The organism is Candidatus Pantoea deserta, assembly GCF_003813865.1.
In the GTDB taxonomy this organism is placed as follows: domain Bacteria; phylum Pseudomonadota; class Gammaproteobacteria; order Enterobacterales; family Enterobacteriaceae; genus Pantoea; species Pantoea deserta.
Window position 1 is genome coordinate 506,895 of the sequence record NZ_RMVG01000001.1, and the last position, 12,392, is coordinate 519,286.

The following is a 12,392-nucleotide window of genomic DNA, read 5'->3' on the forward strand; positions in this document are numbered from 1 at the left end:
GCGGCGCTGGGGTTACTCTTCTTTCTCGATCAGCAGGGCCTCCAGCAGGTCGAGATCGCGCAGCAGCCGCTGCATGCTTTCATCCGAAATCTGCTGCGTCGCGCGCAGATGATACACCTCGGCGCGTTCGGCGCGCAGCGCGGTCAGGCGGAAGCGGCGTTCAAGGTTCTCGGCGAACAGCGCCTGCTCCAGGTCGCTCTTGCCGTCGGCGCGGCGGCGCAGATTACCGATCACGCGCAGGCTCACCTCTTTCAACAGCTCAGGATCGATATTCTCCTCGGTGTCGTTTTCCAGCCGCTCTTCCATTTTATGCAGGCTTTCAATCGCCACGCTGGCCATCACCGCGCGGGCATTTTGCAGCTCGCGACGATGTCCGGCCTTATCGATGCCGTCTACGCCGCGCAGCAGCAGCGGCAAAATCACCACGCCAACCAGCAGCGAAAACAGGATCACGCCGGTGGCGATAAACACCAGCTCATAGCGCGCCGGGAACGGCTCGCCCGTGGTAAGAAACAGCGGAATAGAGAGCACGCCCGCCAGGGTAATGGCGCCGCGCACGCCGGCGAAGGTAGCGATCAGCAGCTCACGCAGCGAATAGTTGGCAAACTCCATCGGCTTTTTCTTCAGCACGCGCTTGCTGAGACGCTGCATGATCCACAGCCAGCCGAAGCGCACCACCATCAACGCGGCGTAAACCAGAATGATGTCGGTAAACAGCATCCAGAGTTCGACGTTGGGATCGGCATTCGCGGCATCAATCGAGTTATTGATGATGTCCGGCAGTTGCAGGCCGAGCATCAGGAACACCATGCCGTTAAAGACAAATTCCAGCATCTGCCAGACGCTGTTGGCGCGCAGGCGCATCGCCAGCGGCGCCTGACGGATAATGCCGGAGCGGGTAATGGTCATGCCCGCCGCCACCGCCGCCAGGATGCCGGAGACGCCCAGATGTTCGGCGATCAGGTAAGAGGCGAACGGCAGCAGCAGCAGCAGCACGGTTTGCGTGGCCGGATCGTCGCCGCTCCAGCGGCTCAGCAGGCGCAGCGATTTACCGTACAGCCAGCACACCGCCACGCCGGCCACCAGGCCGCCGACCGCCACTTTAAGAAACTCAATGCTGGCGCCGCCCCAGGTGAACACCATAGTGCCCATCGCGACCGCCACAGCGAACTTCAGCGAGACCAGGCCGGACGCATCGTTCATCAGGGCTTCGCCCTGCACGATGGACATGATTTTCTTCGGAATGCGCCCTTCGCCGACAATGCCGGAGAGCGCGACGGCGTCCGTCGGCGACAGCACGGCGGCCAGCGCAAAGGCGGGAATAAGCGGGATGCCGGGCACTGTCCAGTAGATCAGGTAGCCAATACCGACCACGGTGATCAGCACCAGCACCAGCGCCAGGCCGATAATTTCCCGACCGTGGTGCAGAAACTCGCTGATGGGCGTTTTCCAGCCGTCCGCAAACAGCAGCGGCGGAATAAACAGCACCAGAAACAGTTCCGGGTCGAAGTCAACGTGCAAACCGAAGGTCGGCCAGGCAAGCAGCGCCCCGGCAAAGATCTGCACCAGCGGCAGCGGGATCTGGAACGGGAGAATGCGCGCGGCAACCCCGGACAGCGATACCACCAGCGTCATAATCAGAATGGTAAAAAAGATTTCCATGCTTTCCTTAGGCGAATCGTAAAGTCAAAAAATGTGGTGAGCGCTAAAGTGTAAAGCAAAGTGCGCAGAGAATGGCAAGTCACGCGTGCGGCGCGGCAAAAATCAGGAGAATGTAGCGGGCGAGGCCAGCCTCGCCCGCCCTGGCAGTTAAATCGCCCAACCGCCAGCGTAAAAAATCACCAGCGCCACAGCGATAATCACGGTGCCGAGGTTTAGCTTACGCCATTCGCCTGCGAACAGGCGGCCAACGACCAGCGTGGCGAAACCGAGCATGATGCCGGTAACGATATTGCAGGTCAGAACGATAAACACCGCCGTCACCAGGCCAGACATGGCGTCGACGAAATCGCCGAAGTCGATTTTTGCCACGTTGCTGAGCATCAGCAGGCCGACATACATCAGCGCAGGCGCGGTCGCATAGGCGGGCACCAGATAGGCCAGCGGCGACATAAACAGAATCAGCAGGAACAGCAGGCCCACCACAATCGCCGTCAGGCCGGTTTTACCGCCGGCTGCGGTGCCGGCTGCGGACTCGATATAGACGGCGGCAGGCGATGCGCCCACCAGACCGGCAAACAGGCTGCTGATGGAGTCGGTGGTCAAAGCCCGTCCGCCATTAATAATCTGCCCTTTCTCATCCAGCAGGTTCGCCTGCCCTGCCACTGCGCGAATGGTGCCGGTGGCGTCAAACACCGCCGTCATCACCAGCGCCAGCACGCTCGGCAGCACCACGGGCTGAAGCGCCCCCATAATATCCAGGCTGAACAGCAGCGACTGTCCCTGGCTGTCGCGCAGGCTGGGCCAGGCAAATAATCCCTGATACTTCACCGCCGGGTCGAAAATCAGCCCCAGCACGGAGATAGCAATAATGGTCAGCAGAATCCCGCCCGGCACGCGGCGTTTCTCCAGGCCAAAAATAGCCGCCAGACCCAGCAGCGACATGATTACCGGGAAAGAGGCGAACTGGCCCAGCGCGACCGGCATGCCGGGAGCCGGATTTTTCACCACCAGCCCGATACCGTTAGCCGCGATCAGCAGCAGAAACAGGCCAATGCCGACGCCGGTGCCGTGCGCCACGCCCATTGGCAGATTGCGTAAAATCCAGGCGCGAATGCCCGTAACGGAGATCAGGGTAAACAGCAGCCCCATAAGAAACACCGCGCCCAGCGCGACCGGCACGCTGATGTGCTGGCCCAGCACCAGACTAAAGGCCGTGAAGGCGGTCAGTGAAATCGCACAGCCAATCGCCATCGGCAGATTAGCCCACAGCCCCATGACGATCGAACCAAAGCTGGCGACCAGACAGGTAGCGACAAACACCGCCGTTGGCGAAAAACCGGCTTTGCCCAGCATGCCGGGCACCACGATTACCGAGTAGACCATCGCCAGGAAGGTGGTCAGTCCGGCCAGAATTTCCTGCCGGACGCTGCTGCCGCGTGCAGAAACAGAGAACCATGCGTCCAGCTTGCCAGCGGACGAGCGTGATTCGTATGACATAGTTGAGCCTCAAGAATTTTTGTAGTGTAAAACGCCCTGCGTCGCTGCCTGCCAACTCCCTGGTAAACGACCCGACGCGGTGGCGCGTCAGGCGGCAGGCAAACGTTTACTTCGCAGCGGATAACTGTCTGCTATGCCGACAGGTAAAAGGCAGGGGATTATCCGGCGTTTGGCCGCCGATTTTCAACCGCTTCCTCGCCTTAATTCAGCATAAAGCGGAACCCTTTAGGGAGTGTTTCAAAGCATCCAGGGCGGCTATTCAGCGCCGCCGCTACGTTACTGCCTGATGTGGCGGGGTTTTTACGTCTTTTCGCTGCCGGGCAGTACGTCGCCGCCCTTTTCAATCGCGCGCTGCCAGGCGGCGCGCTGCTGGATGGTGCCGAGCCAGGCGGCGGTAGCGGGCATATCATCCAGGCCGCCGCGCGACTGCATCGCCAGCAGCGGAAAACTCATCTGAATATCGGCGATGCCGAAGCGCCTGCCCGCAAACCACGGCTGCGCGGCCAGATGCTGCTCGATCATCTGACGATGCGGCACCAGCTGCTTGTCCAGCCAGGCCTTCTGAATGCCTTTGCCCAGGGCGGCGCCCGCGGGGCGTAACAGCCAGGGAACCGGCGCTTTGCCCAGGCGGCCAAATACCAGCTTCATCAGCAGCAGCGGCATCAGCGACCCTTCCGCATAGTGCAGCCAGTAACTGGTTTGCAGGCGCGCCTGCTCGTCCGCCGGTTTAAGCCGCTGCTCGCTGTCGTATTTGCCTTCCAGATAAGAGAGGATGGCGCCCGATTCAGCTATCACCTGATTCTCATCGGTAATGACGGGCGATTTGCCCAGCGGATGCACTTTCTTAAGTGCTTCCGGCGCCAGCATAGAGGCTTCACGCTGGTAGCGTTTGATTTGATAAGGCACCTCCAGCTCTTCCAGCAGCCAGAGGACGCGCTGTGAACGCGATTGTTCAAGATGGTGAACGGTGATCATGGTGAATCCCTGTTATGGTCTTCAGCCAAGTATAGCGTCCCCTCTCTTTAGCGCGGCGGCTCGCCTTTATCGTCCTGTTCGGGATCGAGCAGCACCGCGCCGGAGCCCTGCTGCGCCAGCCGGTCGCCGGGATTGCGCAGCGGGCAGTCGCGCATCGACAAACAGCCGCAGCCGATGCAGCCGTCAAGATCGTTGCGCAGACGCGTCAGCGTTTCGATGCGTTTATCGAGTTCGTCGCGCCAGTGCTGCGTCAGCGCGTCCCACTCCTGAGTCGACATGCGCTTATTGGCGGGAATATGCATCAGGCTGTCTCCTACCGTCGCAAGCGGAATGCCAATGCGCTGAGCAATCTTGATAATGGCGACGCGGCGCAGCACATCGCGGCTGTAGCGTCGCTGATTGCCGCCGTTGCGCGTGCTGGAAATCAGGCCTTTGCTCTCATAAAAGTGCAGCGCGGAGACCGCGACGCCGCTGCGCTGCGCGACTTCGCCCGGCGTTAATACCGGTTTCGGGTAGTTGCGATCTTTTTTCATTTCACTCTTTACCTCAAGTTAACTTGAGGAATTATACTCGCCTGCGTCAAATAACGAATCCCTCAGGACTAAAGGACGAGAATATGATGCAAGAAGAGATCATTCACTCCCTGACGCACTGGATCGATCAGAACCTGGACAAGACGCTGTCGATTGATGAAGTCGCGGCCAAATCAGGCTATTCAAAATGGCACCTTCAGCGTATGTTCCGTACCGTGACGAAACAAACGCTGGGTGGCTATATTCGTGAGCGTCGCCTGACGCTGGCGGCGGAAGCGCTGCGCCAGACGCAGCGTCCGGTTTTTGATATTGCGATGCAGTATGGCTATGACTCGCAGCAGACCTTTTCACGCGTGTTCCGCCGCCAGTTTTCGCAGACGCCGACCGCCTATCGACACTATATGCGTCGCCAGTCGATGCAGCGTTCGCGCCGCGTTAGCTTCGACTGTAGCGAACCGGCAGCCAGTTTTACCCAGCGCACTACAGGCGAATGCTGCCCCCTGCGCTAGCGCTCAGCGCCCTCTGTGGGCGCCTCCTTCGCCAACGCCTTGATTTCCCGCCGCTCTTTTTCAATAAGAAAATTTGTACCATACCAGGTACAAATTTTGTTCATAAATTCAAATCCAGTGATATAATGTGACTCAGGTCACACATTTACCCCTTTTTGACGACGGAAAGTCCTTCCCTGACATGCCTTTTCGTCGCCGGTGATGTCCAGCAACTGTCAGGGATAATCACTAAGATTCAGAGGCTTAAGTCGATGGCGACGATTACCACCAGCTTGATTGTCATGCGTTGGGAACTGCTCAGCGCAATCATGATGTTTTTTGCCAGCACGCTCAAAATTCGCTTCCGTCAGAGCAGTCATCATGTCATGGCGTTTATGTGCGGCGGCATTGGACTGGCGATGACCTGCTGGTTCGTGACCGGCCTGATGGGCATCACGCTGAGCATGGAAAACCTGCATAACTTTATGCTGGTCACCAAAGATACTTTTATCCAGGTGATGAGCCAGACGCCGCCCGACTGGCCGCTGCCCTAATCTTCAGGCAATAAAAAACCCCGCAGCGCGGGGTTTTTTATTTTGCTGTGTGACTCAAACTTTCTTCAACAGCGCAGGAATATTGACATCCTGCACCGAAACGCCCGGTCTCTGCGTGCCGCGGCGGTCCTGAATCCACATATCTCCCATCATCTGATTAAGTCCACGATCCAGCCCGGTAACCAGCCCCGCGCCCGGCGTAAAGGTCAGCTCGCCAAAGTAGATATGGTCTTCATGGATATACCAGTCCACGCGCACATAATCGAAGTCGCTCGCCAGCTTCTTGCTCAGATCAAGCGCATGTTGCAGCGACTCGGCGATGTTGCTCACATCAAGACCGGTGTCGCGAATTTTGTGGAAGGCTTCCGTCAGATTATTGACGTAAAAGTTCATCGACAGCTGCGGCTGGCAGCGGTTGTAAATCACCTGCAACACATATTCAAAGCGGCCATCCCGCTTGTTGAACATATGGAATTTGTAGTCGATGGGCGCGGTTTTGCCGTCGCCAATGTACTTCTCCACCAGAATGCGCGGTTTGATATAGCGGTAATGGATCTCGCGCGCCTCATTGGCGAAGTCCGTTTTCAGCCATTTGTAGCAGCTATTGATGATCTGCTGCTTGCGCAGCGCATCCGGCTCTTCCAGCAGAATCTCGACCATGTTGGAGGCGTGATTCGGCTTAATCACCGTGCCTTTCCAGCTCGGCAGGCTGTTCAGCGAGGCCGGATCGGTGGATTCATGCACCAGCGGAATCAGGTACTCATCGCCAATCTTCTCGGCGATATAGTCGCGCACCGAATATTTGTCAGAGAGGCGACCGTAGATCTGGTAATCCCCATAAACAAACTTGCGATACAGCACCTTTTCGTTAAATACCTTCGGCTGACGCAGATTGGGCAGTTTTCTGAACTTGTGGAAGTAGTAAATGCGGTCCTGGTATGCCCAGGGCATCTTCTTAATGAAGTACTGCACACTTCTTCTGAGTTCATCTTTCAACTTAAACATATCGGACCTCATTTGTAGGTTTTGTAGTTGAGTGAGGAAACTTGAATTCTTTGAATGACGCGGTTTTTGAAGAAGTAATTCATTACGGTAAGCGACAGGAGTTCCGACACAAAGACGCTCCACGCCGCGCCCATGATGCCGTAGTCCTGGATCAGCCACCACGACAGCGGCAGGCTAATCACCATCAGGCAGATGATTTTCTTCAACAGATAGTTGAAGCCACCCTCTTTCACCATGTAGCGGTAAGCTACGGTGCCCATGGCGGAAAAGCAGGTCGCCATTGACAGCAACGTAATGAGACTTCCTGACTGTGTGTATTCTGAGCCGTAAAGGGCGATAATGATCTTCTCGCCGAACAGCGCAATGATGAGCAGCATCAACAGTGAAACTGCCATGACATAACCATTCAGCCGTGCTGCCAGCTTAATGGCCATTTCGCCACGTTCCCTGAAGATTTCAGTGAAGCAGGACGTTATGAGCGCGACGGGGATAAAAATCCACGAAGCCGCGATGGTATTGGCTGCCGCAAACAAACCGAGATCGCTTGCCGAGGCAATACCAGCCAAAAACATCTGCGCGGCTTTTACCTGCACTGAAATAAAAATACTGGAGATAGCCAGCGGCAAACCGGCGTACATCAGGTAGCGCAGATAGGCGCTGCGTTTCTCTTGCGGCGGAGCAATATCCTGGGTTTCACGATAGAAGTTGTAGCGCTTGATAATATAGGGCACCAGCGTCACGGCCACGATAGAGAGCGTCAGCCATGCGGGGTTCAGGCGTAGCCAGGCAACCGTGAAGCTGATGGCGAAGCTCAGCAGCATACCGAGCGAGTTCGCCACGGTATTCAGCCGCGAAGCGAGACGCGCGTTGTTGTAAACGCTGAAGGTATCCTGGGTGACAAACACCGAGGCGACGAACGACGCCAGGGTAAATGCCATAAAATTCTCCGGCATGGTAAACCACACCCACGCCAGCACCGGCGCGGCGGTCAGCAGCAGTAAAATCATGCGCAGGGTACGCGCCACGTTCATCAGACGCAGCCCTTTCGGCGCGCTTTTGCTGATCCGCTTAAACAAAATGGTCTCGGTGCCGAAGATGGCAACCGTCTGGACCATGGAAAATAAAGAGGTAGAGAACGCCATCTGGCCGAACACCGTTGGCCCAAATGATTTTGCCACGTAGGAGGTCACAAATATGACGCCAAAAACCGAGACGATTTTCTCAGACATCATCCAGGCGGCATTAGACATTACGCTTAATTTCATTGACTCATCCTTTGCATTACTTACTTCAACCGCTTCGGTACAACGTCCCTGTAACGAATTAACAAGCGCGCAGTGGGCCTGGCGTTATTTAAAGCTCTCAGACCAGGCTGGTCCGAAAAATGAGAATCAGAACACGATTCGGTGAATATTTTCAGGATAATTCTGATTAAATTTGGCTCAGAATGGCGAAGATAGAATCGATTTCTCGAACAAAACCTGTCCCATTCGCAAGCCATTTCCCGGCAAGTTTAGCAAGCACGTTTTGCTAAATATCAAATGTGCGTAGAAATTTTTCGTATTTGGGATGGGAAGAATCTATAACAAAAATCCCTGCCCAGGAAGGTGCGCCTAACGGATAAGAATAAAATAAGATTTATCCCATGATGATATTTATTCTAAATATCTTAATTTAACCCACGCAATTCTAATCGCGCACTTTAATACTGCATTAATAGTTTATTTACAGTGCCAGATATTAATACAGTACATCTCATCCATTAATCGATAAGAAAGGTAAGAGCATTTATGAGAAAGTCACGATATAGCGAAGAGCAAATCACAAATGCCATTAAAGCTTCTGAATCAGGGGTTAAAGTCAGGGAGATTTGTGACGAGCTAGGGATATCAGAGGCGACCTTCTATAGCTGGAAGAAGAAATTCTCCGGCCTGTCATCGGAAGAAGGCAGAAGAATCAAGGAATTAGAAGACAAACTGCAAACGCTTACCCGCGAACTGCAAACACTCAACTCAGACAAGGAGATGCTGCAAAGCGTACTAAAGAACTTCTTTACCACGAACGAAAAGCGTCAGGCGGTCAACTTTCTACAGAGCACTTTTGACATCGGCACCCGCCGTAGCTGCCGTCTGCTGGATATTAGCCGTAGCGTTTATCACTACCCCTCAGGCTCGGAAAACCGATAAAACCAATAAGACTGACATAAATTGACTTAGCGCTGAGATTGTTCTTACCAGAAGAGATGATGACACTTTAAGATACCATTCGTGGCTTTAATTTTCGTTCCAATCATTCCTGATGCATTTGCGGCCGGAACGACTTTCATTTTTTGCGGTAATATTGATACGCACCAGCAAAAAGTCTCGCAATTCTCGCTACTTCTTCTCTTGCCCAATCTCATTTCGATGAGATTGGTGCTTCTCATTTTACTTTACTGACGTTAATACCCGGCGCTAAAACGCCGCTTTTTCATTAAGCCGGCGTAAACCAATCCCTGAATTCACGCTTCGCTTACCACAGCATGGTATGGTACTAAGTTTACTTCCAGTGGATAATATTTAACCAGAGCGATATAAGCGAATCGGTAAAACAGCACCAGGAATTTTCCGCTCAGGATGCTTTACGTTTGCTTATTGCTTTAGGTACTGAGCATTGATAGCGCTTAAGATAAATCGGCATACAGATGGCATTTGCTAAACTTTTTCAATTATCCGCCCTCGGCGTTTTTCTTAAACGCGCGCTGATTTATGGAAAAAAAGATGGTTTATTCAGCGGCATTCTCAGGGCCAGACGCCAATAAAAACGCACCGGCAGCTAATAAATATGCAGCAAAATGGCGATTTGATCGCCATTAAGACCCAGAAAAGCGAGGTATAAAAGGCGCGTAATGCCCCTGGCGGGCATATTATCGCCAGCAAAACAGGGAGAGCGCCCTGTCTGGCGGAGAGAAAAATGAGATCGCGATCGCTATTTTTTGCCTGAAGCGACGCGGCTTTAGCCGGGATATGGCAAAAGAGCGGCAAAATTTGCCGCTCCGCTCTGCGTATAATTCCTAAAACATTGTGAAATCAGGGACTCAGCCTGCAAAGAAAAACCGCGTTGAGGGCCGCCCTAACGCTCAACGGCGGTGATAACGGGTTCCGGTTTAATACGCATCGCCCACAGCACGCCGATAATCAAACAGAGGATCCCCGCCAGCGTCAGCAAAGGTGGCCAGCTCTGTCGCCAGGTAAAGGTCCACAGCAGCCCAGACAGCGTTTCAAACACAATAAGCGGTCCCATAAATACCGTGGGCAGCCGCTGGCTGGCGGCATTCCAGCACAGCGTGCCCAGCCAGGAGCAGAGCAGTCCAATCACCAGCATTAACGGCAGAAACCGCTGCGGCTGGGGTCCGAAAGGCAGCGCGAATGTCGGCTGCTGCCAGGCAAGCTGCGCGCACACCAGCGCATACATTATCAACGCCAGCGGCAGCGTTACGATGCCCTGCGCCGTTGCCCAGGTGCCGGGCTTGTGCTGCGGATGGCTGCGCAGCCAGCGCGCATTACGCAGCGGATACCAGGTCCAGCACGCCACCGCCAGCACCGCCAGCCCAATACCGCTCAGGTAACGTAGCGCATCCCAGTCGCCACTCTGTCCGCGCAGTTCGGCAATATTGACGCATACCAGCCCTGCGCCAATCGCCAGCAGCGCCGGGATAAGCCGTCGCCAGGCCAGCCGTCCTTCAAGATGGCCGTAACAGAGATTAGCGGCGATCGCCATCACCACCGGTAGCGTACCGATAATCATGGTCGAGACGGGCGCGCCGGTGCGCTGAATGGCACTGGCGAGGAAGGTGTAATAAAGAAGGTTGCCGACCAGTGAAAGTTTTAATGCCTCACGCCAGTCAGCAGGCAGCAGCTTACGCAGACGGTGTCGATCGTGCCAGGCCAGCGGCAGCGCGATCAAGCCAAACGCCACATAGCGACCAGCGGACTGCAACGCGCCGGGATAGTTCGGCACCAGCAGCGGCCCGACGAAAATCAGTCCCCACATCAGCCCTGCGGCAAGGGCAAACAATACGCCAGCTAACATCGACTCTTCCTTTATATAAATAAAAGGAAGTGTGGCGGAAAAAGCAGGGGAAAATCTTGTAGCAGATTGTGATTCAGGTTACGCGCCGCGCACCTGTTTTTGATAGCGCACCGGGGTAATGCCGTAGCGCTGGGCAAACGCGCGGGTCAGATGCGCCTGATCGCTCAGGCCGACGCTGGCCGCGACGCTGGCTGCCGTCATGCCGCGCGCCAGCAGCAGCTTGGCTTCGTATAACCGATACGCCATCAGCATCTGATGCGGCGTGACGTGAAAATGGGCGCGGAAAGCGCGCAAAAAATGCCACGGCGAAAGCGAGACCAGCGCCGCCAGCTCTTCCAGCCTCACCGGCTCGGCAAGATTATCGCGCAGGTAATCACGCACCAGATCAAAACGGTGGCCGGCCTGCTCTTTACCCTTCTCCGCCATACGCGCCATCGGCCGCAGCTGCGCCAGCAGATCGATCAGCAGGCTTTGCCGGGCCAGCGCGCTTTCTGCCAGCCACAGCGCCGACAACCTCTGCGACAGCGGCTGCGCCAGCCGCGCGTCGGTGCGTAGCGCCTCGTTAAACCACCAGCCGCGGTCGCCGGTAAGCGACGCCATCTTATCCGGATGAATGTAGATCATCTGATAACGCCACCCCTCTTCACAGGCCGATTCGCCGGTGTGCAGCTCATCAGGGTTCATCATGATCAGCGAATGGGTCGGCGCGGTGTACTGCGCGCCGCGATAGCGAAAACGCTGCGCCCCCGACTCTATAGTGCCGATGCCAAAGGCTTCATGGGTGTGCGGCTCAAACGCATAACGAGAGATATGTGCCTGATAAAGCTCTACGCCTGGCAGCTCGGCATACTGCCGAAACTGCGCGCGATCTTTTTCGCAGGGGAAAATAGCCGGAACGCCTTCCACCTTTATCTCCTCGTTAGCCTGACAGGCTTTCAGCATGCCAGCGATGCCGGACAGATTGCAAAACAGTTTTGCTATTTCCCTATGGCGAGAGGAGACTGTGGAACAACATGGTTAAGGAGAAAAGGATATGTCCCTGAAAACAGTAGTTGTGGTGGATATGCAAAACGGCGTGTTCGCCACGCCGCGCTATGACTGCGCGGGACGCGTGGCGCGCATTAACCAGCTTATCGACGCGGCTGACCGCAGCATCTTTATTATGCACCGTGAAGGCGAAATGCAGGAAGGCACAGCGTCGTTTGCCCTGCTGGCGGAGCTGCGCCAGCCTGACGACGCCTTTTATGTCACTAAAACCGCCTGCGACAGCTTCTGGCGAACCGAACTGGCCGCAACGCTGGCGCAGTTAAGCGTTGATGAGTTTGTGATTTGCGGCTGCGCGACCGATTACTGTGTCGATACCACCATCAAAGTCGGCGCGGGATTAGGCTATCGCATTACCGTGGCTGCCGATGCGCACACCACGGCGAATCGCACCTGGGTCAGCGCTGAGCAGTTAATTGGTCAACATAATGAAGTCTGGGCGGGCCTGTCGCTGCCGGGAAATCCCCCGCAGGTAAAGAGCACGGCGGAGATAGTGGCGCGCTGGGCGCGCGCCTTATCCGCTCATTAATGACCGCTGGCTGACAGTAAAGGTGATGCTGTAA

At 55.5% G+C, this 12,392-nt stretch carries 12 protein-coding genes; 4 read left to right on the forward strand and 8 right to left on the reverse strand.

Annotated features, from left to right (window positions below):
* Positions 1-12: 12 nt before the first annotated feature.
* The 4 genes from BBB56_RS02370 to soxR form a co-directional block, all read right to left on the reverse strand.
* A complete protein-coding gene (locus BBB56_RS02370) occupies positions 13-1,662 on the reverse strand; it encodes a Na+/H+ antiporter (protein WP_123798427.1) in 1,650 nt (549 codons plus the stop codon).
* A 147-nt stretch (positions 1,663-1,809) separates the two neighbouring features.
* Positions 1,810-3,159, reverse strand: coding sequence for an NCS2 family permease (locus tag BBB56_RS02375; RefSeq protein ID WP_123798429.1), 1,350 nt, complete (start codon positions 3,157-3,159; stop codon positions 1,810-1,812).
* Positions 3,160-3,459: 300 nt separating this feature from the next.
* The gene (locus tag BBB56_RS02380) at positions 3,460-4,134 is read right to left on the reverse strand and encodes a glutathione S-transferase family protein (protein ID WP_123798431.1); all 675 of its coding nucleotides are present in this window, start codon (positions 4,132-4,134) and stop codon (positions 3,460-3,462) included.
* A 47-nt stretch (positions 4,135-4,181) separates the two neighbouring features.
* The gene (gene soxR / locus BBB56_RS02385; protein ID WP_123798433.1) at positions 4,182-4,667 is read right to left on the reverse strand and encodes a redox-sensitive transcriptional activator SoxR; all 486 of its coding nucleotides are present in this window, start codon (positions 4,665-4,667) and stop codon (positions 4,182-4,184) included.
* Positions 4,668-4,750: 83 nt separating this feature from the next.
* Here soxR and soxS point away from each other — a divergent pair, with 83 nt between their 5' ends.
* A complete protein-coding gene (soxS, locus tag BBB56_RS02390; RefSeq protein ID WP_123798435.1) occupies positions 4,751-5,176 on the forward strand; it encodes a superoxide response transcriptional regulator SoxS in 426 nt (141 codons plus the stop codon).
* A gap of 251 nt (positions 5,177-5,427) precedes the next feature.
* Complete coding sequence (locus tag BBB56_RS02395) at positions 5,428-5,709, forward strand: YjcB family protein (protein ID WP_123798437.1); 282 nt, start codon at positions 5,428-5,430, stop codon at positions 5,707-5,709.
* A gap of 54 nt (positions 5,710-5,763) precedes the next feature.
* On the opposite strand, the gene BBB56_RS02400 is transcribed toward BBB56_RS02395, so the two are convergent.
* Positions 5,764-6,714 carry an ATP-grasp fold amidoligase family protein gene (locus BBB56_RS02400; RefSeq protein WP_123798439.1) on the reverse strand — a complete coding sequence of 317 codons (951 nt, stop codon included), beginning with the start codon at positions 6,712-6,714 and terminating at the stop codon, positions 5,764-5,766.
* 8 nt (positions 6,715-6,722) lie between these two features.
* Positions 6,723-7,979, reverse strand: a complete 1,257-nt coding sequence (locus BBB56_RS02405; RefSeq protein WP_123798440.1) for an oligosaccharide flippase family protein — start codon at positions 7,977-7,979, stop codon at positions 6,723-6,725.
* Positions 7,980-8,504: 525 nt separating this feature from the next.
* On the opposite strand from BBB56_RS02405, the gene BBB56_RS02410 reads away from it, so the two are divergent.
* Positions 8,505-8,900, forward strand: a complete 396-nt coding sequence (locus BBB56_RS02410; protein ID WP_033749162.1) for a transposase — start codon at positions 8,505-8,507, stop codon at positions 8,898-8,900.
* A gap of 925 nt (positions 8,901-9,825) precedes the next feature.
* Here the strand turns inward: BBB56_RS02410 and BBB56_RS02415 are convergent.
* Positions 9,826-10,785, reverse strand: a complete 960-nt coding sequence (locus BBB56_RS02415) for a DMT family transporter (RefSeq protein ID WP_123798442.1) — start codon at positions 10,783-10,785, stop codon at positions 9,826-9,828.
* A gap of 78 nt (positions 10,786-10,863) precedes the next feature.
* Entirely contained in the window at positions 10,864-11,691 is an 828-nt protein-coding gene (locus BBB56_RS02420) for an AraC family transcriptional regulator (protein ID WP_123798540.1), read from the reverse strand.
* A gap of 127 nt (positions 11,692-11,818) precedes the next feature.
* Here BBB56_RS02420 and BBB56_RS02425 point away from each other — a divergent pair, with 127 nt between their 5' ends.
* Entirely contained in the window at positions 11,819-12,358 is a 540-nt protein-coding gene (locus tag BBB56_RS02425) for an isochorismatase family protein (RefSeq protein ID WP_123798444.1), read from the forward strand.
* Positions 12,359-12,392 lie beyond the last annotated feature (34 nt).